Origin of the sequence: Agathobaculum sp. NTUH-O15-33, from assembly GCF_033193315.1 — a bacterium.
GTDB lineage: Bacteria > Bacillota > Clostridia > Oscillospirales > Butyricicoccaceae > Agathobaculum > Agathobaculum faecihominis_A.
The window spans coordinates 3,889,479-3,908,017 of the sequence record NZ_CP136187.1 but is presented as its reverse complement, the minus strand read 5'-3'; the positions used below and the strand labels follow the sequence as shown (position 1 = coordinate 3,908,017).

At 50.8% G+C, this 18,539-nt stretch carries 16 protein-coding genes and 3 tRNA genes; 11 read left to right on the top strand and 8 right to left on the bottom strand.

Annotated features, from left to right (window positions below; genetic code table 11):
• Positions 1-8: 8 nt before the first annotated feature.
• Complete coding sequence (locus tag RWV98_RS18850; RefSeq protein ID WP_317862813.1) at positions 9-1,160, top strand: GGDEF domain-containing protein; 1,152 nt, start codon at positions 9-11, stop codon at positions 1,158-1,160.
• Between the two features lie 345 nt (positions 1,161-1,505).
• Here RWV98_RS18850 and RWV98_RS18845 read toward each other — a convergent pair whose 3' ends face one another.
• The 3 genes from RWV98_RS18845 to RWV98_RS18835 all read right to left on the bottom strand — a co-directional run bounded on the left by RWV98_RS18845 (position 1,506) and on the right by RWV98_RS18835 (position 4,079).
• On the bottom strand, positions 1,506-2,240 hold the full coding sequence (locus RWV98_RS18845; RefSeq protein ID WP_317862811.1) for a type 1 glutamine amidotransferase: 735 nt from the start codon (positions 2,238-2,240) through the stop codon (positions 1,506-1,508).
• A gap of 15 nt (positions 2,241-2,255) precedes the next feature.
• Positions 2,256-3,626, bottom strand: a complete 1,371-nt coding sequence (locus RWV98_RS18840) for a MurT ligase domain-containing protein (RefSeq protein WP_317862809.1) — start codon at positions 3,624-3,626, stop codon at positions 2,256-2,258.
• Between the two features lie 120 nt (positions 3,627-3,746).
• Positions 3,747-4,079: a hypothetical protein gene (locus RWV98_RS18835; protein ID WP_280961728.1), complete on the bottom strand. Its 333-nt coding sequence runs from the start codon at positions 4,077-4,079 to the stop codon at positions 3,747-3,749.
• Between the two features lie 238 nt (positions 4,080-4,317).
• On the opposite strand from RWV98_RS18835, the gene RWV98_RS18830 reads away from it, so the two are divergent.
• The 3 genes from RWV98_RS18830 to RWV98_RS18820 all read left to right on the top strand — a co-directional run bounded on the left by RWV98_RS18830 (position 4,318) and on the right by RWV98_RS18820 (position 4,551).
• A tRNA-Asn gene (locus RWV98_RS18830) sits at positions 4,318-4,393 on the top strand.
• A gap of 4 nt (positions 4,394-4,397) precedes the next feature.
• A tRNA-Trp gene (locus RWV98_RS18825) sits at positions 4,398-4,473 on the top strand.
• A gap of 2 nt (positions 4,474-4,475) precedes the next feature.
• Positions 4,476-4,551 (top strand) — tRNA-Thr (locus tag RWV98_RS18820).
• A 202-nt stretch (positions 4,552-4,753) separates the two neighbouring features.
• Here RWV98_RS18820 and RWV98_RS18815 read toward each other — a convergent pair.
• Both RWV98_RS18815 and RWV98_RS18810 read right to left on the bottom strand, forming a co-directional pair.
• Positions 4,754-5,917, bottom strand: coding sequence for a tyrosine-type recombinase/integrase (locus RWV98_RS18815; protein ID WP_317862806.1), 1,164 nt, complete (start codon positions 5,915-5,917; stop codon positions 4,754-4,756).
• A gap of 162 nt (positions 5,918-6,079) precedes the next feature.
• On the bottom strand, positions 6,080-6,550 hold the full coding sequence (locus tag RWV98_RS18810; protein WP_317862804.1) for a helix-turn-helix domain-containing protein: 471 nt from the start codon (positions 6,548-6,550) through the stop codon (positions 6,080-6,082).
• A 393-nt stretch (positions 6,551-6,943) separates the two neighbouring features.
• Between RWV98_RS18810 and RWV98_RS18805 the strand changes: the two genes are divergently transcribed.
• Both RWV98_RS18805 and RWV98_RS18800 read left to right on the top strand, forming a co-directional pair.
• The gene (locus RWV98_RS18805; RefSeq protein ID WP_317862802.1) at positions 6,944-8,011 is read left to right on the top strand and encodes a hypothetical protein; all 1,068 of its coding nucleotides are present in this window, start codon (positions 6,944-6,946) and stop codon (positions 8,009-8,011) included.
• A 247-nt stretch (positions 8,012-8,258) separates the two neighbouring features.
• Positions 8,259-9,167 carry a plasmid mobilization protein gene (locus tag RWV98_RS18800; protein WP_317862801.1) on the top strand — a complete coding sequence of 303 codons (909 nt, stop codon included), beginning with the start codon at positions 8,259-8,261 and terminating at the stop codon, positions 9,165-9,167.
• A 56-nt stretch (positions 9,168-9,223) separates the two neighbouring features.
• Here RWV98_RS18800 and RWV98_RS18795 read toward each other — a convergent pair whose 3' ends face one another.
• The 3 genes from RWV98_RS18795 to RWV98_RS18785 are packed head-to-tail and all read right to left on the bottom strand — an operon-like array spanning position 9,224 to position 11,530.
• Positions 9,224-9,745 (bottom strand): hypothetical protein, encoded by a 522-nt coding sequence (locus RWV98_RS18795; protein WP_317862799.1) that lies wholly within the window; start codon positions 9,743-9,745, stop codon positions 9,224-9,226.
• Positions 9,735-10,907 (bottom strand): AAA family ATPase, encoded by a 1,173-nt coding sequence (locus RWV98_RS18790; protein WP_317862798.1) that lies wholly within the window; start codon positions 10,905-10,907, stop codon positions 9,735-9,737. The genes RWV98_RS18795 and RWV98_RS18790 overlap by 11 nt, the downstream gene beginning before the upstream one ends.
• A complete protein-coding gene (locus tag RWV98_RS18785) occupies positions 10,904-11,530 on the bottom strand; it encodes a hypothetical protein (RefSeq protein ID WP_317862796.1) in 627 nt (208 codons plus the stop codon). Before RWV98_RS18785 ends, RWV98_RS18790 begins: the two co-directional genes overlap by 4 nt.
• Positions 11,531-11,723: 193 nt before the next feature.
• Between RWV98_RS18785 and RWV98_RS18780 the strand changes: the two genes are divergently transcribed.
• The 5 genes from RWV98_RS18780 (at position 11,724) to RWV98_RS18760 (ending at position 18,442) form a co-directional block, all read left to right on the top strand.
• A complete protein-coding gene (locus tag RWV98_RS18780) occupies positions 11,724-11,939 on the top strand; it encodes a helix-turn-helix domain-containing protein (protein ID WP_317862794.1) in 216 nt (71 codons plus the stop codon).
• 838 nt (positions 11,940-12,777) lie between these two features.
• Positions 12,778-13,122 (top strand): hypothetical protein, encoded by a 345-nt coding sequence (locus tag RWV98_RS18775; RefSeq protein ID WP_317862793.1) that lies wholly within the window; start codon positions 12,778-12,780, stop codon positions 13,120-13,122.
• Positions 13,123-13,190: 68 nt separating this feature from the next.
• Positions 13,191-13,484 carry a hypothetical protein gene (locus RWV98_RS18770; RefSeq protein WP_317862791.1) on the top strand — a complete coding sequence of 98 codons (294 nt, stop codon included), beginning with the start codon at positions 13,191-13,193 and terminating at the stop codon, positions 13,482-13,484.
• A gap of 460 nt (positions 13,485-13,944) precedes the next feature.
• Positions 13,945-14,067, top strand: coding sequence for a hypothetical protein (locus RWV98_RS18765; RefSeq protein WP_317862789.1), 123 nt, complete (start codon positions 13,945-13,947; stop codon positions 14,065-14,067).
• 61 nt (positions 14,068-14,128) lie between these two features.
• Positions 14,129-18,442, top strand: coding sequence for an S-layer homology domain-containing protein (locus RWV98_RS18760; protein ID WP_317862787.1), 4,314 nt, complete (start codon positions 14,129-14,131; stop codon positions 18,440-18,442).
• The last annotated feature ends 97 nt before the right edge of the window (positions 18,443-18,539 follow it).

The window sequence follows — 18,539 nt, the reverse complement described above, 5'->3', positions numbered from 1 at the left end:
GGAAGGATATGCAGCAAAAATCAATAGGAAAAATCGGCCTGCTTCTCAGTCTGGTCGTTGCGTCCGGTTTTCTTGTAATCATTCTATACAGCTGCCTGACAATGCACGCGCTTTTTATCATGCCGGGCATCATCGCGCAGCAGGTGATCGTGGGCGTTATTTGCGCGGTCACAACGGTCGCGGCGGCTTTAGCGATCGTTTTGGGCCTGATTCAAAAGCTATACGGTGAAACGGCGTCCTCCGCGCAAAAGCACCAGCTGGTGTTTCAGCGCGCGACGGAGAAGCTTTATGAAAACATTTATGAAATTGATGTAACACACAACCGAGCGGCAAGCGAAGAAACAGAAAGCTACTTTGAAAGCCTCGGCGTGCCGCACAACACGCCATATGATCTAGCGCTTCCCATCATAGCCAGACAACAGATCAAGGAAGAGTTCAGGCAGGGATATTTGAATACCTTCTCGCCGGAAAACGTTCTGCGGGCCTATCACAGCGGCGAACAGAGCTTAAAATATGATTTTATGATATCGACCGACGGCGGAAAGAATTTTTATTGGATGCGTATCATTGCCCGTATTTTTTATTGGGATGATGATGAATCCATTCGTATGTTCATTTACCGGCAGAATATAGACACCCAGAAACAACAGGAGGAACGCATTTTGGAACAGCTAAACCGGGATTCTCTGAGCGGCTTATATAACAAAGCCGCCACACAAAATCTGATACGCCGATGTCTGACCGAAGAGCCCGGCCGGCTGTACGCCTTTTTTATGCTCGATATCGACTTTTTTAAAAAAGTGAACGACACATGGGGGCACACCATGGGCGATCTGGTGATCGAGGATTTTGCCGGGCTGCTTCGCCGGCAGTTTCGGGATAGCGATATCGTGGGCCGGATCGGCGGGGATGAATTTGTTGTGTTTATCGCCGCCCCGTCGCGCGCATGGGTGGAAGAAAAAGCAAAAAGCCTGCTGGAAATCCTGCGGTATGATTTTAAAAACGAAGGCAAGCAGTGCCACATCTCGACCAGCATCGGTATCGCGCTGTCCCCTGAAGCGGGCGACGATTTTGATTCGCTCTATCAAAACGCCGATTTTGCGCTCTATCAGGTAAAAAAACACGGCAAGGATGATTATACGATATTCCGTCCGGTATAAACGATCGGCTTGCAGGTAAGCAATAGACATTTTGGAACAATCGATAAAGAAAAAGACGATATGCTGCAAACAAGCATGCAGCATATCGTCTCAGCGTGTCAAAGAATCCCTCGCGCCACAGCGCGCATTAAATAGAATTTTGCCGCTAGCGGCAAAATTCATAAAAACCGGGAGCATGTATCTCGGTTTTTATACAAACCGACTTCAAGTGTGCCTAAAAGGCGCGCGCAGAAGCCGGAATTCTCGATCGAAATGGGGCTTTGTTTCGATCGACAGGCTGGCAAAATAGTTTTTTGACAGCCTGAGACGATATGCTGCAAACAAGCATGCAGCATATCGTCTTTTTTATTTGGTTAAGCGCTGCTGCATGTAGTCATGCGCGGCGTTTTCAATGGCGTCGTCCAGCGGGATAAAGGGTTCTATTTCCCCGTATTTGCGAATGAGCGCGGTTTTGAGAAGGAAATCGCACAAAACCGGGTTTTTAGGCAGCAGCGAACCGTGGGAATAGGTCGCAAACACATTTTTATAGCGCGCGCCCTCGGTCCCGTCCTCGCCGTTGTTGCCAAAACCGGCGAGCACCTTGCCCAGCGGCCGTACGCCCTCGCCCAAAAAGGTCTTGCCCGAATGGTTTTCAAAGCCTACCACGGTGGTATCGCCGCTTTCGGGCGGCGTTTGGAACATATAGTTGCCAATCATGCGATCCTTTGCCCCCACGGTGTGGATATCAACCGCGCCGATGAAATCCAGCCGGTGGCCGTCCCAGGTCTCGTAGTATTGGCCCAGCATTTGATAGCCGCCGCAAATGGCGAGAAAGACCTTCTCGTCCTCCACCGCGGCGCGGATCGCGTCCGCTTTACCGGTGGAAAGGTCGCGCAGCAGCACTTCTTGCTCAAAGTCCTGCCCGCCGCCGATGAAAAAGATATCAAAGGCGCTCGGATCGATGGGTTCGCCGATCGAGCATTCGCTGATGTTTACGGTAACGCCGCGCGCTTCCAGCCTGCGCCGCATGGCGATAATGTTGCCCCGGTCGCCATAAAGGTTCAGAATATCGGGGTATAGATGGCAAAGGTTGAGCTCCATTTTTTCCATTCCCCCTTATTCGTAGAACGCCTTTACGGCGGTGCGCTTGCCGATCGCTTCCCGCAGGTCGAACATGGCGGTGTAGGTCGGCATTAAAAAGGCGGGCGTTTCGGCTTTGCCGATCTCGTCCAGCAGCGCGTCGTTCTCGCGCAGTAGGTGCAGCGTATCGGCGTCAAAGCCCGCGTATTTCAGGCGCAGCGCCATATCGTCCGCCCGCACGCCGGAAACGTAAATGGGTGAAAACCGTTCCTTCTGCGCGGCCAACGTCTCAAAATCGACGTCCCAGATCCAGCTGATATCGGTGCCGTCCGCGAACCGGTCGTTGAGCAGGAAGGCGAGCTGGTACGCGCCGTCGCCGTGCGCGATCAGGTTAATGACCTGATTAAAGCCCGCCGGGTTTTTGACCAGCATCATCCGCGAGGGCGCGCTGCCCAGCATGAATTGCTCGGCCCGGCCAAAGCCGCACTCGAACTTCGCGAGGGCTTCCACCGCGGTTTCGTCCGTGATCCCGACGACATGGGCCGCCGCCGCGGCGCCCGCCGCGTTGTAGATATTGTAGCCGCCGGGCAGGTTGACCCGCACTTCGTGGGCGTTTCCAAAAACCGTAAGCTCGATCTCGGACGCGTCGGCCCCGGCGCGGAGAACCTTGGTCACCGCTACATCAGGCGTGTGCCTGCAATAGCCGCAGTGCGGGCAGTGGAAGCCGCCCAGATGACCATAGGTGATATAGTCATATTCATACTCGGTTTTACAGTGGATGCAGTAGGGCGCGTCCGACAGCTCGTGCGCGGCGTTTTCATAGATCGGCACATTGACGCCAAACCAAACGATCTTGTTCGGGCAATCATCCGCAAGCGAAGCGGTCAGCGAGCAATCCGCGTTTAGGCAAAGGGTCGCGCCCGGCACGTTTTTCACGCCAATGCGGATACTGTTCAGCGTGTGCGTGATCTCGCCAAAGCGGTCGAGCTGGTCGCGGAATATATTGTTTACCACCAGACATTCCACCGGCAAGTATTTGCTGGCCGTGCGGAACGCGGCTTCGTCGCATTCGATCAGCGCGTGGGTATACAGGCGCTTGCCGGAAAGTGAGGTATGCCGCGCAAATTCCGCAATGATACCGGTAAGCAGATTGGCGCCCGATTTGTTGGAAAAATATTTGAGCCCCGCGTCCTCAAACGCCTGCTCGATCATGCGGGAGGTGGTCGTTTTGCCGTTGGTGCCGGTCACGACCGTCACACGGATGCCCTGCGCCAGCGCGCCCAAAATATCGCGGTCCATCTTCAGCGCGAGCTTGCCGGGCAGATTGGTGCCGCCGCGGCCCATCCGCCGAAGGACAGCGCCCGAGGCCTTGCAGACCCAAAGCGCAAGCATGCTTTTTAGTTTCATTTCGTGTATTTCTCTCCAAAAGTCCGGTTTTGTCAACATTCAGTATACCGCATTTCGCGACCGGATACAAGTTTTGCGAAACAAAAAGGAGGGAAATTGACGCGTGCTTTCAGGATTCCGCTAGGCATTTGCCTTTTTCCATTTGCGGTAGACCAAGAATAAATAAACCACATTGAGCACGATATGCAGACCCAGCACGATAAATAGGTTGTTGAGATACTGATTATAGCCGTTATTCGTGATATCGGTGAGCACGCCCTGAAAAATAAGCCCGCGCATGACGCCGATAATCAGCAGCACATGCACGATCATATCGGGCGCTGGGTTATAAGACCCTTTGCTCCGTACGACGCGGTAAATGGATAAAAGCACCACGACGAGCGTGATATCATAGAGAAAAACAATGTGCGGAAAATATTGCATCGCCTCCGCGAGCGGAACACCGGTTGACATAAAATCGCCTCCTAAATGAATAATGGATGTGTATACAGGTATATGCTACCATAGAATATATTGAATTACAAATATTATTTATTGATAAACAATAAATACATAAAGCGCGGGTCTGAATGAGGAGGTTTTCAAATGCAAAAAAAGGGGTGAATTTTCCTTCATTTTGCTATTGACAAAACCACAAAAACCACGGTATAATATTTAGGCTATCATGACGTAGCAAATAGATTTCTAATATTCCTCAATAGCTCAGTTGGTAGAGCATGCGGCTGTTAACCGCAGGGTCGTTGGTTCGAGTCCAACTTGAGGAGCCAACACAGGGGTATAGCTCAGCTGGTAGAGCAGCGGTCTCCAAAACCGCGTGCCGAGGGTTCGATCCCTTCTGCCCCTGCCAACGCTGTTGTAGCTCAGTAGGCAGAGTACATCCTTGGTAAGGATGAGGTCACGAGTTCGAATCTCGTCAACAGCTCCATAAAAAGGTCCTGAAATACACGCGAAAGCGCCGTATTTCAGGACCTTTTTACAGTTCGGGTACACCCATTTGTCAAATGAAAAATTGTGGGAAATCGCATCGGATAGCGTTGCAATGGTTACAGATTGGTGATTCTGATGGGACGAAAACTGGGACAAAAAGAACCGGCCTGAGCGCATCGCTTCTGGCCGATTCTTTTTGATTACGCCGGTCGTGTCATACCAGAAAAAGCCTGATACAGCGTTTCTACATCTTCGTCAGTGGTAGCGTGATAATGTTCAACGGTAGTCGAGTAATCCTCGTGGCCCATTACCTCCATCATAATTTCCGGATCGACTTTGCGCCGCTTTTGCAGGTTGGCAAAGGTGTGACGGCAGGTATAAGGCGTGCGGCCAGTGATGCCGAGACGCTCTATCAGCGGCTTAAAACAGCGGTTGCGCCAGTTGGCAAGGTTAAACGCTTTGCCATTCGGAGTGGCGATCAGCGGGCCAGTGATGCGGTATGCTGCTAGCGTATGTATAAACGGCAAAATCAACGGTGCAATGGGGATGATGCGATTTCGCCCAGCATCAGTCTTGCTGCCTGTTTGGATATGGGGGGTATCATCAGATAAATGTAAATGTTGCTCGATGCGCATGCCGAGCAGTTCACCCGGTCGCATCCCTGTATAGCAAAGAATCAGCACCGCCATTGCGTCACAATCTGCGCCGTCCGCCGCTTTCCAAAGCAGCTTAAGCTGCTCGCCAGTAAACGGAAGCTGCAGCGTTTTGTCCTGTCGCGGCAATTGCACCAGTTGGCCGTAGTTTACCGTAAGCAGGCCCAGACTCATTGATTCTTTGCAGAGCAGGCTTGCCAAATTGCGCATCTTGGCAAGCGTTTCTCGATTCAGCTTCCGCGCTTTCATGGCATTGACGGCGTTCTGAAACGTTTCTGTGGTAACCGCTGTTATGGGGACGTTTGCGCATGCCTTTAAATTTTTCCAAGCGCTTTTATGCGTGTTTTGCGAGGTTACAGCGAGCTGCTCAAAATATTCGCTTTCGATAAAACGGTCATAGATATCTTGCAGCGTATACGGTAATGCCTTGATTTGCAGCGGCTTCAGCAATGCTTCCCGCAACGCTCGATCCGCCCCTGCATAAGTGGCATAGCAGCCAACGCTGTGCCGTACTGTGCTGTATTCTATATATCCTGCCGGCAATCGCGCCCAATAAGGCTTGGCGCGGCGACCGGGTAATTTGGTGATTGAACCTAAAGACGCGCATCGCTTCGTATGGCGCACACGTTTGCTCTTCGTTTGCTTTTTGCCGCAAAGATGGCAGTACAGCGCATCGTCCGGCAGATGAGCGTGACATTTGATGCAATCCATATTGGACTACTCCTTAAAATGCACGCTCTCCGTCCTTGGTGCTGAACCCATAGCGCACCTCTTTCACGGCAAGCGATTTGCAAAGGGCTGTTACTGACCCAGTGCTTGGCTGTGAATAGCAGGGTTCGTTTTTATACAATCATAAAGTATTTGCTGTATCAGTCATTCTTGTGACTCAGTTTTGTGCAGTGACACCAAATAGCCCATGAAGTTTAGAACACTATCGATCTCCGCATCGCTCAGCTGCTCAAAGTATGCATTGAATCGCTGGTTGAATCTCATACGCTTCATATGCTGCGCTACCATTTGCTGGTGCGCTTCTTCCGGTGAGCCAATAAACATGTTGCTGCGCTTAAAAGCTTTGATCTCCGCTCGTACTTTGGAGATTTTCAGGTTCTCATCGTCGATATTCCCCTTGTCGGGATCGTCAGTAAGCCGCAAAAGATAGTTAATGGAAACGTTCAATTTTTTACTGTATAATTCAAGTATTTCGACAGGGATCTGATCAACGTCATAACGCTCGTAACGGTACAGCGTGGCAGGCCCCTTCTTGAAATCATCAGCAAGCTCCTCTACGGAAAACCCAAGTTCTTTACGGCGCTTTTTGATGCGCGCACCGGTAGTGTCCTCCATTTCATCTCCTCCTCTTGAATATAGCATACCATATCGATACTTGCATTACAAGATAAATCTATCAATTATTGATATAAATATCATTTAGAACTTGATTTTGTGATAATATTGGTTTAAAATATAAGCAGAGAGAAGGGATATTATGACGTATGACCAGCTGCGGCAATCTACTGAGGACTTCGTATCAGCCGCTGATATAGCCGAAATTCTTCGGTGCGATCCACAGGCATTGCGCACGCAAGCGCATACAAAACCGGAACAGCTCGGGTTTCCGGTCACCGTAGTGGGCACTCGCTGCCGGTTTCCACGGAAGGCGTTTCTGCAATATCTGGACGGTGAGGCCTTGCAGCGATAAGCCGGCCGGACAATATGATGCGGAATGGAGAATCCCCAATGGAAAATGACAATATCGACCTGCGGGAGCACAGCGTTAAGACGCTGGAGCCCGTGCAGATAAATTTCCGTGTTGATAAGCGCGATGCCGATGTATTCCGCGCATTTTGCAAAGAGCATGGGGTTTCGCAGGCGGAGGGGTTTCGGTTGTTGACCGCGCAGATCCAGCATTCCGCTGCGCACGATGCCATGCAGCGGGAGACCGCGGCACGCGAGGCACTGAAGCAAGAGAACGCGATGCTTCGGCGGGCGCTGTTGGATGCGCGTAGAATAAAAAAACAGCAGCAATCAACCTTGAAGAGAGCGGGCAGGCTTGCGGATAAAGAAAAAAGAGTGCTTGCCGGCATTGCCTGCTGTCGGGAGTTTTCTGCCATCGTATGTCAACGCTTTTTAAAAAGGGCGATAGATGACGAATATGAAGTGTCTACGTGGAAACAAAGAAAGCTAAAATCTTTCGCATTTCGTTTTCCGAAAAATGCAGGAACCGAGATTCTAACCTTGGAATTTCTCTGCTATGAGAATCAAAAGCGGGGCAGTGCGATTCTTGGACACTTTTTCACGGAGGATCAACAGCGCGTGAAGTTGAAGATCTGGCCGAACAGATCCTACACGCCTCTTTGCAGTACGCAGGCTTTTTACAAAAATGATCTGATGAGCACCGGCAGGCGCTGGCTCTGCACATATGAAAGAATGTCCGGCGGATGGCTGGAACTGGTCTGCGCGATCCCTGCGCCGCAATGCTTTGAGCAGCCCGCGGAGTACGGGTTCGAACCGACGGCAGAGGTGGAAGAGCTTGCGTATGATCAGGAAGTAGCGCGGCGGCAGATTCTTCGTGACATGGAAATTGAGGTAGCAAGAAACAATATCGGCTACTATGCCGACGAGTATGCGCGTGAGGACGCAGAAGAGGCTGAGCGGAAAAAGGCGGAGCTGGCAGAAACGAAATCTGAAGCGCCGCAACTCACAGATGTAATTCCCGAAAGATTCCGCCAAAAGAAAGAGAAGCCTAAGCTTGATATTCAAATTGCAGAAGCGGAAGATCGGCGCGACAGACAAAACAAGTTTTAATGTAGTTGTGCCGTGCAGCTGTTATACAACACTTTTTTCTTAACAAGCACTGGCTCTTGCTATATAAGACATATCAAGAGCCGATTTTAGGGGGAGTTCCCCTATGACCCCGTGACCTCGTTTTGGGAAGCCGCGCGATGCGCCAACTTTCTAAAACGAGTTGAGCAAAGCTCAAACGTGCTGCGCGCTAAGGGTTGGGCTGTGCCCAAAACCCCAGTAGATTGATAGGAGCGGAGTGGTAATTGAAATGTCAAAACGAAAAGAAGAAAGCAAACCATATACCGTGTTTTGCCTTTTACATCCTCACAAACAAGAATTCTATATCGGCAAAACATTGACGCAATTTATGAATAACGCATACACCGATCATATGACCTTGACTAAATACCGCGCGACAAAAAGCATGTTTGAAGAAGCAAAGGAAACAAAAGAACTGCCGTTGATGTATTCGCTTACCACGAGGGAAATGACAAGAACAGAAGCTGAAAAACACCAAATTATTTGGACACAATACTTTGAGCTGCAGGGGTATTACGCGCTGGACCGCTATTGCCGGACCAAAGCACAAAAGCCCTTTACAAATCAAATGGAAGAGATATTTCAATCGATTCAGAAAAAAACGTTATCTGAAATTTGCAATGATCGCACCCGGCTTCTTGCGGATTATGGCACGCGAAGAAAGAAAACAAAGCCCCTAAACGCGTCAACGCGAACACAAATCAACATTCGTGTGACGCCCGAAGAGTATCAACTCATTGGGGAAAACGCTAAACAATGCACTCTGTCAATGAGTGAATATTGCAAACAAATTGCGATTCAAAAATTGATTATTAATATCAATTACAAAGCAATTTCAGATTACGGAGAGGAAGTTGCAAGGCTCGGAAAAGTACTGGATCACATGGCGTTTGCTATTATAAAAAGCGGAGATTGTTTTGAAGGCGACTTTCATACCATTCGTAATAGTTTAGCTATCATTAACGAAGGACAGGCTCAAATGATTGAAAAATTAGATGAAGAACGTAAAAATATTTATCGCATTCTTCGAAAACAGCGCCGGTACAGAACAGTGTCGAGAAAGAAAAGTACTGAAAATGCAATAACCGAAACTCTACCGGAACGAACAGCGAAAGCGGATGAAAATGATTTGCAGTAAGGTGCGACGCTTTACATAGAGGCTGCTTTGGGTTTGTTTTCTGACGGGTCGACACATCACGCGGGATTTTCATTGTGCTGCTTCTCCAGTACTCCGCGTAGCGCGTCTTCCTCCGGCAACCGCCCCTCCTCAGATAGAAAAAGCAAAACAGCACGCTCCATGCTTAGCGTGGGTAGAGAGCCGTCTGCCGGGATGCGGTAGAGGTGCTGCTGGCGGTGCGGCGTGTGCGCCGCTGAGCCGATTATGCTGCAGAACCAGCGGTTCTCCAGTGCGGTAAGACGCAGAAGACTGCCAAAGGTCTGATCGCTGCGGTTACATTCGTATTGCAAGTAGGTCAGGGAGGCGAGAAGCCGCAGCTTGCAGGCGCGCAGCTCGTCTGGCGCGGCGGCAGGGTTTGCCGCTGCGTACAGAAATGTCAGCCGTGCTGAGAGCGAGCGGATATGCGCCGCCTGTTCGGCGCGCGTGCTCTCGATAAGCGGCAGCACACAGGGCACGTCGCCACCAAGCGCGTGACAGCGCAAATTGGACAACAGGCGACTTACCAGATCCATACGGCTTTCAATCAAGCTAGTGTCCATTTGATCCGCTCCTCTCGGCAAGCTCGTCTGTTGTGATGTGAATGCCCTCGCCCTCCGGCAGATCGAAAAGCCGATCTGCGATCAGCCGCTCCAAGCGACTGCGCAAGCCGCGCGCACCTGTGCCGGCCTGATAGGCGTGTTCAGCGAGTTGCGCAGCGGCGGCGGGGTCGAGCGTGAAATCCATGCCGAGCTGACTGAAAAAAGCGGTGTACTGTGCGGTTGTCGAGCCGTCCGCCTCGGTCAGTACACGGACAAGATCGGAAACGGTCAGCGGTAGAATGGGCGCGAGCACCGGGATGCGGCCGATCAGCTCGGGCTCTATGCCGTAGGAAACGAAATCGGCGGGCACGGCCTGTGTGAGTAGGTTTTTTGCTTTTTCCTGCATTCTGTCGCGCGGTCTGCTGCCAAAGCCGATCGACCGCTCGCCGCTGTGCAGGCGTTTGGAAATCATCTCGTCCAGCCCTGAAAACGCACCCGCAAACACGAATAACAGACCGGAAACGTCAAGCTCAGCTACCTCATATTTATTTTCCGCGGTAACGATGCCGCCCTCAAGCAGGGTTAGAAAGGCATGCTGTGTGCCGCGTTGATAGGCCTGCCGATTGCTGCCGCCGTACGCGGCAAGCTTATCAAATTCGTCTACGAATACGATGGCGTTGCGCTCTTTGTCGCGCGCTTTTGCCGCGTGAAGCACGTCAAAGATGATATCCTGCACGTCGCGGCCCTTGTAGCCGGTCTCGGAAAACGTTGTCGCGTCCACGCGGACGAAGGGCACGTCCAGCAGCTTTGCTGCGCATTGCGCGAGATAGGTCTTGCCGCAACCGGTCGGACCGTACAGCAGCACGTGCGCGGGCGGCACGGCGGTGTTGCCGCGCAGCCGCTGCCCATGTTTCCAAATCGCGACGGAGAGTGCCTTTTTCGCTTCCGTCTGCCCAATCACCGACTCGTCCAGCGCGGCGGCAATTTCACGCGGGGTCTGCAAAGCAGACGCGGATTCTACCTCCGATGTGGGCACAGGCTTGGCAGAAAAACAGCGCAGCGCGGTTTCTGCGCAGGACTTGCACAGATAGATGTCTTTTCCACACTCCACCAGATTACCCATACCCGGCAATGCTGCGGCCTTGCAGATTGCGCACTGCTTGGGACGGCGCGCGCGGCTCATGTCGCCGCCTGCTTTCCTCCATGCGTCTTTTCGTAGGCGGATTCGAGGTATTTTTCCGGAATACCGTCCAGCAAGCACAGGCGCAGTGTTTCGGACACCTCAGTGTCGTGATCGAAGGCGTAGGCCTTCAAAGCGGCGATGAGCACGTTGTTTAAGTAGTAGGTACGCCGGATCATATCCGCTTCAGCGTATTTATGCACGCGGTCTATAGGCAAATCGAGACCAGCGACGGCCTGTAGGATCACCTCGCGGCTAATGCCGCTGAGTTGGGACAGGCTGCCGTTAAACAGGTCTCGCGTACCGAGCAGGTTCATGAGCGCCTGCTCGTTGGCGAGCGCGATTTCTTTGCTTGGCGAATGGTATAGAAAAACCACATCAAATGAAACACGCGCAGCGTGCGTGCTCATGCGGTGCGCCACATCAGCAGTGTAGCCGACATAGAAGGGCAGCAGCCCCATGTCGTCGTCCAGCGCGCAAAGGACGTAGTTGTAAAATGGTGCATCCTGTGTGTCGAGAAACGACAAAAGCGCGCTGTTTTCCTTAATATCGTTGCGCTCAATACTGCAAATGTAGCGGGCATTGTCCAATTTCTCAGGGAGCTTTGTGAATTCGTGAATGGTCATATTTTTTTCCTCCTAAATTTTTATTGATTGTTTTAATATGTGTACGGGCGTAACATAAATATTGTTTGTGTTTTGATTATAAACTATTTCGTTTAATAAATCAATATATACGTTTAATAAAGATGTTCAAATATTCAATATTAGAATTGACATCTTTCACAAAAACATTTATGATAAATAAAGAGGTGTGGATATGTCTGTTTCAGAGCAAATTAAAATACTATGCATTAAACGTAATCTTAGTATTACCGAATTGGGACGTCTATTGGGGAAAAGTCCTCAGGCATTCAGCCAAAAGCTTAAACGAGAAACTTTTACCGTAGACGAATTAAAAGAAATCGCTCATGTTACCGGCTGCCTATTTGAGGGCTCTTTTATTACACCAGAAGGTGAAAAAGTGACATATTAGCTAATACTTATTTGGGCGAAAAAACGCAGTGCAATCAACTGTTGCAAGTTGATTGCACTGCATTTTTCATTTTATTGAGAGCGTCGACTCGTGACCGCACGCAATAAGGTGGGTTGTCTGCAGTAAACTGGACAGAAAAGATAAGGTCTTGCTACAATAGAGAAAAAGAAAGGCAAGACGATGGCAGAAAAGCGAGCACGACGAAACTACAACGAAGAATTAAAATCCAGATGGTTCAGCTTTACAATGCAGGGAAGCCCAGAGCAGAGATCATCCGAGAATATGACTTGATCTCAACAGCGTTTGACCGATGGGTCAAGAGGATAAACAATAGTAGATCTAGCAAAGAATGTGATAATCGCACCCCGGAACAGAATGAACTGCTCCGGCTGCGCAAAGAAAATACAAAGCTAAAAATGGAGAACGACGTTTTAAAGCAAGCGGCGCTGATATTCGCACGAAAGTAGAAGTGATACGGAGCAATGCTCCCAAATACTCTATATCAGCGCTATGCAAATGTCTCGGCATTGCCCGCAGTATCTATTATTACGAAGTACGGCAACCAACAGATGAAAGCGGCCTTGGGGCAAAAATCAGTAAGGTCTATTACGAAAGCCATCAAGTATATGAGAGTCGCAAAATTTAAAAGGCACTGGCTAAACAGCGATGTCGCATATCCCTCCGTCGAATTTGCCAGCTTATGCGCAAGCTGGAACTGGAGTCGGCCTACTCCAAAAGCAAAGACCGTACACACAGCAAAAGTTGCAACGAAGCGGATATTCCCAATTTGCTCAATCGCCAATTCGACGAATCGGATATTTCGATTTGACGACTTTTCTTGGAGCAACGGAAGACACTCAAGCGCCGGGTTCAACGCTTACTTGGTCCGAAGTATCGCTGGTTGCGGGAACAGAAAGATATTTACCTTTATAAAATCGGCAGCTTACGTTATAAATTGGAATCGCTGTTAGAATTTTTTGACTTTCATCTGGCCGTCGAGCTATGCCCCAATACGGTTCGTTATGAATTGGGCGATTACCATGGCAGTCTGGTGAGCAAATGCAAGCTGTTTACGTCTGAAAAGCAAGCGCCATTTTCGGCGGGGAGCGGAGAATTCCAGCACTGCTTGACTATTTTACTTCAATCAGTAGCGAAGACGAATTCAGGAGAATGTGCATTCTAGACGCGCTGATTTTTAACCCGGATCGGCATTATGGCAATTTTGGCGTGCGTGCTGTTTGATACGATACAATGAAAGTACAAAAAATGGCGCCGATTTTTGATCACAACCGTAGCTGGTTTCCCGAGTTAGATGTGGAAGAACTCGCAAAACCTGAATGGTATATGCAGAAGTGCCGTCCGCGGATTGGTAAGGATTTTATTGTCACCGCGCGCGGCCTGTTAACATCAGGGATCAAACAGGATTTAAAAAACTTGGACAATTTCTGTTTCCAGACGCATACTTCTATTCAAATACCGCAGCCAAGGATAGAGGCTCTTAATAGTATTGTGTATGCGCAGTTTCATGCGGATGTGGGAATGTAGGATTGCACCATAGCAAAGCAAAAGGAAACTAACCTCCCAATTAAACTGGATTGGGGGTGATTTAATAGTAGCCGCAAAATAGTGAAAATTTAATTCGTGAACCTCGTATAAAAACTATGGAGAACTACTCAAGAAAAGTAGTTCTCCATAGTTTTTATACAGTAATAAGAAAATTGTTGTTGAAATATATTTTTATTCTCGTTTCTATCAATAAGCACACTGACCATTTTGTCTCCAAAGTAAGAGCGAAATGAAGTGATCAACCATTAATTTGAATCAGGAATAAGGTAAAAGAATTGATAGGACCTCTGATTTGTTGTCCTTTTGTTGTCTTTGTTCAATTATCATAATATTGAAGAGGAAATCTATCGAGAAAATAGGAGCAATTTCATGTAAATTTAAGACAAGTTCAAAGATCTTTATACACATGAAAATTAGGAAAGAGGGTAAATCCATTTGCTTGAAGCAACTCAATCCGAACGTGGAGATGGTGACGGACGTCGATGCGATGTCCGCCGTGGACAATTACTGCCTGACGCTCACGGACAAAGAGACCTTGCACAATATAGGAGAACAGCTGTGAGAGTGTCCCAATTAAGTTTCATCGAATCAGTGACAGAATAGGACAGGAGGATTGCGCGGTAATGAAAAAAAGAATGTTATTAACGCTTGTCACAGGCATGTTGTTTTCCATCGCTATGGCGACATCGGCGGCGGCGTATTCGGATGACAGATTTTCGGCTATCAAAATGGAAGAAGCAGAAGGCTTTCATACCAGTATCACCGATACAGAGGGGGATGTCCATACCTTTGAGGGTGTCATAAACGCCGAGGGCATGGGGGAAAACTTTGTTGTAAGCAGCATTGCGTCCTACGAAATTTATCAGGCCGACCGGCAGATCATCCACGTAGAACTCAATGATATTATCCCCTCAAGCGATACAAATGCGATTGGAGTTCCCGAAACTCCGGCTCCGAACGGCTATTATGCCGTTCGATTTGAATTATCTCCGGCGGATCATACGGAGGCTTTCTTGACGGGCTTGACGAATGCAAATCTTGCTCTGGTGCAGGAAAAGTTAGTAACCGCGGTTTTGGAAAACTCACAGTTCACAATGGAATCGCTGGACTTTATCGATGCGGAAAAAACAGATTTGCCGTCGGACGGTGATGATCTGCTCTGCTGGGCGGCATCCACGGCAAATACGCTGGCCTTTACCGGGTGGGGTAAGAAAGCGGGATTTTCCAGCACGGACGACCTGCTTGACTTGTTTGTAGACAGCTTCACCGATGTCGGCAGCCATCAGCTATATGGCCTTGAATGGTTTTTTAATGGGGTGTATCAAATGTCTGACCTGCCCGGGTGGGCGCAGGAAAAGGAACCCGGCAAGATCGACGGATATTTACCGGAGTATTCTTCAAACCAAATAGTAAAATATTGGGGCATGACAGATCAGCCAAAACAAATCGTTGATGTGATGCATCAGCTTGAAAACGGCTGCGGTCTGGGTATAGGAATCGGATGGATAGATGGAAGCGGAAACAGGCAAGGCGGACATGCAATCACCTGTTGGGGGTATATCTGCGACAACGACCTTGCCGTAGATGACCGCGGGCATTATCAGGCGCTCATTGTTTCCGACTCCGACTCGGACATGCAGAAGGACCCCAACCGCCGTACGGCCCCGAATAAGTTGCAGGTGCTCAACATGAGTCTCTATCAACAGGGGCAATACGACAGCTGGAAATTTGACGGTTACGGCAACGTGGGTGTACTGGAGGATTTTGTCACGCTGCTCCCTTATAGCGATGATGTGGCATACGAAACCGCCGAAACTGCCACGAAAAATAAAAAGACGTCGCCCGACCTAATGGTAAGCTCGCTGAGCCTGACCAATGACGCATTGGACGTCCAATTCTCCGGTACCAATTTTAAAGAGGGAGACACTCTTTATATGGTTCCGCGTTTTTACAATGCCGGCGCCAAGGATTCGAGTCAGGCGTTCAGTTATACCGTAGCCGTGACCGGCGGCAAAGTAGAGCCCCAAAAATACACCTATAAGGGGTCCATTCCGGCATTTGAAGAATCGGACGTGTATCAAACGCAAAAGACGAAACTATCTGATTTACCGGCGGGCGATTATACGCTCACGGTCACGGTCAATCCAGACCATAACCCGGGTGAGGCGTATTTCTACAATAATGAATTCCAATTTGATTTCACAGTTTCGCCGGCGGATTATGATATATCAAAGGTTAAGATGAACGCTTCCGTGGGAGCCATGAAAGACGGTGAGGCGCAAGTGTCGTTCACGTATGATGGTTTGGAGGACGTTTTGCCGGATGCCGCCGACTATATCCTGATGCGGAGCTATTGTATAGGTGATGATTGGACCTATTGGGAAGTGGCGGAGGTAAGCGACGAGGCTCCTCCGGATACCTGTACTATTTATAACAAGGGCAGTCAGGTGAAATTCCGGCTTGTGATTTATCCGGTGGACGCCGATTCCCCGGTTCAGCAAATTTACTCAGATCCGTATCCCCTTGCCTATCAGAAGTTTGAAGTGCTGACGGATGAAAAACATACCATTGAACCGACTCCGCTGAAGACGGGCGCAAAGGCGTTAAATCCGGGCGAGCAGTTTGCCTTTCAGATCAGGAACGACTCCACAGATGGCAGTGAGCAGGCGACGTGCAGCGCCGTGGTCTATGCGGTAAAGGGCGATGAACAAACAGAACTGTTTCGCACGGAATCAATGACGCTGCGTAAGGGAGAGAGCTCGGACACCATCAGCTTTTCTTTCTGGGATGCCGAGCTGTCCGGCCGCTATGACATTGTGGTTGCGGTGGAAAGCGATTCCGGAACCGTCGCATTCCAGATCAGCACGCTCGAAGTCGCGGAAAAAGCTTCCTATGGGGTCACCACACCCTACGATATCACCGACCCGTACGACGGGGAAACCTCTCTGAGAGAGGCTGTGGCGGAATATGCGGAATCCGGTGGTGTAAACGACAGGATTACGATTCCGGAAGGGGAAATTATTTATCTGGACAAACCCATTGACATAGAAACGGGGAGAATCGTCATAGAATGTCCGGCCGCTTCCCCGAATTCGCAGTCTAAGGGGGCGGCAATCAGCGGTCCCGGCACCGCGCAGCTGTTCCGTGTGGGGCAATCCGGCGACCTCACCATCTCAGAAATCATGCTGGCGGGTGGATACGGCAAGGCGTACGGCGGCGCGATAGAAAATAACGGCGGCACGGTGTCGCTCCGGCAATGTATGCTGTATTACAACACAAGCGGTCTTTCGGGCGGCGCGCTCTATTCAAACGGCGGCAGCATGCTGCTGCTGAATTGCAGCTTTGTCCAAAACAGCGCCGGTTACGGCGGCGCGGTCGGCACGGATGGGGACGCGGCGGTAACCATGCTGAACTGCAATGTGGTTTCAAACAGTTCAAACAGCGGCGCGGTCTATAATAACGGCGGTACGGTCAATGCGCTTTATTCCACCTTTACCAACAACAGCGCCAATTCTGACGGCGGCGGCGCCATCACTTCGCTCGGAATAACCAATGCGGCAGGCTGCATCTTTACAGCCAACGGCAGTTTGGACCTTGGCGGAAATATCAACGTATTTGGAAGCTACTTTACCGCGGCGGATGCGAAGGTAACCGCCGATAGTTTGAGCCGGACAGGCGGCCCCGAGCAGCTCTTTGTGCTAGATGAGGAGGGCAAGCCAGCGTGGGTATACAGCGGCGAAGGAGCTGTCAGCCTGTTCCTCATTCCCTATTTGACCGACCGCATTCATGAAGGTGTTATCATCAAGGAAGACGGTAACGGTTCTCTCATCGTATCCGCGGACGGCACAAATTGGGAAACAACGGGAATACACAGTGACTTCCCTGATGCGGCATATGCGGTCGATATGATGAACAATCCGCATGAACGGCTTTTCGGCTCTTACGCAAAGGCTGCTGAAACCGCTGCGCACACCGTCGCCTTTGACAGTCAGGGCGGCTCCGCCGTGGAGAGTGTTTCCGTGGCGGCGGGCGGCAAAGTGGAGAAGCCCACTGATCCTACCCGCGGCGGCTATGCTTTCGACGGCTGGTATAAGGAGAGTGCCTGCGAGACGGTCTGGAACTTCGATACCGACATGGTAACGGAGGATATGACGCTCTACGCCAAGTGGACGTGGAACAGCTCCGGCGGCTCTGGCGGTGGGTCCGCCGCAGCACGGCCCAGCGCCAGAGTGGAGGGCGCTGGCGGCAAAGTGACCACCGGCAGCGGCGCCGTTACCATCACCCCGGACAAGGGGTACCGGATCGGCAAAATCACCGTGAACGGCAATTCGGTGGACATCCCGGCAAACGGCAAGCTCACCGGCCTGAAACGCACCGACGAGGTGGTCGTCACCTTTGAGAAAATCCCTGACGAGCCGTCCGCGGCGGACATGAGCAAGTACACCGATCTGGACGCCGGGGCGTGGTATTTTGAATCGGTGCGGTATGTGGTGGAACACGGCCTGTTCACCGGCACTTCGGATACCGCGTTCAGTCCCAATGCCCCCATGACCCGCGCCATGCTGATGACCGTTCTGGCCCGTGCGGACGGTCAGGATACCACCACCCCCGCGGGCGGCAAGTGGTACGACGCGGGCATGCGCTGGGCCGTGGAGCGGGGCATCTCTGACGGTACCAACCTGGACGGCTCCCTTACCCGTGAGCAGCTTGCCACCATGCTTTACCGCTACGCCGGTTCCCCGGCAGCGGCAAACCCTGCGTTGGACTTCACCGACGCCGACGAGGTTTCCGCCTTCGCCCAGAACGCCATACGCTGGGCGGTAGAGCAAGGCATCCTTACCGGCAGGGGCGCCGGCGTTCTCGCTCCCAAGGGGAATGCCACCCGCGCGGAGGTGGCCGCCATGCTCATGCGGTACCTCTCCACGCTAAACAAGTAAGGGGCGGCGCATTCCAGCCCCTTCCTCCGAGCATGGCTGTCGGTAGGAAGGGGCTGCCGTAATTCGCCGTGCAGGAAGAAACGGTGAAACGAACAGG

What these genes read in the sequence shown, in the direction of transcription:
- RWV98_RS18850 (WP_317862813.1), top strand. Translation starts at nt 9, where the DNA reads ATGCAGCAAAAATCAATAGGAAAAATCGGCCTGCTTCTCAGTCTGGTC.
- RWV98_RS18845 (WP_317862811.1), bottom strand. Translation starts at nt 2,240, where the DNA reads ATGGAGCTCAACCTTTGCCATCTATACCCCGATATTCTGAACCTTTAT.
- RWV98_RS18840 (WP_317862809.1), bottom strand. Translation starts at nt 3,626, where the DNA reads ATGAAACTAAAAAGCATGCTTGCGCTTTGGGTCTGCAAGGCCTCGGGC.
- RWV98_RS18835 (WP_280961728.1), bottom strand. Translation starts at nt 4,079, where the DNA reads ATGTCAACCGGTGTTCCGCTCGCGGAGGCGATGCAATATTTTCCGCAC.
- RWV98_RS18815 (WP_317862806.1), bottom strand. Translation starts at nt 5,917, where the DNA reads ATGGATTGCATCAAATGTCACGCTCATCTGCCGGACGATGCGCTGTAC.
- RWV98_RS18810 (WP_317862804.1), bottom strand. Translation starts at nt 6,550, where the DNA reads ATGGAGGACACTACCGGTGCGCGCATCAAAAAGCGCCGTAAAGAACTT.
- RWV98_RS18805 (WP_317862802.1), top strand. Translation starts at nt 6,944, where the DNA reads ATGGAAAATGACAATATCGACCTGCGGGAGCACAGCGTTAAGACGCTG.
- RWV98_RS18800 (WP_317862801.1), top strand. Translation starts at nt 8,259, where the DNA reads ATGTCAAAACGAAAAGAAGAAAGCAAACCATATACCGTGTTTTGCCTT.
- RWV98_RS18795 (WP_317862799.1), bottom strand. Translation starts at nt 9,745, where the DNA reads ATGGACACTAGCTTGATTGAAAGCCGTATGGATCTGGTAAGTCGCCTG.
- RWV98_RS18790 (WP_317862798.1), bottom strand. Translation starts at nt 10,907, where the DNA reads ATGAGCCGCGCGCGCCGTCCCAAGCAGTGCGCAATCTGCAAGGCCGCA.
- RWV98_RS18785 (WP_317862796.1), bottom strand. Translation starts at nt 11,530, where the DNA reads ATGACCATTCACGAATTCACAAAGCTCCCTGAGAAATTGGACAATGCC.
- RWV98_RS18780 (WP_317862794.1), top strand. Translation starts at nt 11,724, where the DNA reads ATGTCTGTTTCAGAGCAAATTAAAATACTATGCATTAAACGTAATCTT.
- RWV98_RS18770 (WP_317862791.1), top strand. Translation starts at nt 13,191, where the DNA reads ATGAAAGTACAAAAAATGGCGCCGATTTTTGATCACAACCGTAGCTGG.
- RWV98_RS18760 (WP_317862787.1), top strand. Translation starts at nt 14,129, where the DNA reads ATGAAAAAAAGAATGTTATTAACGCTTGTCACAGGCATGTTGTTTTCC.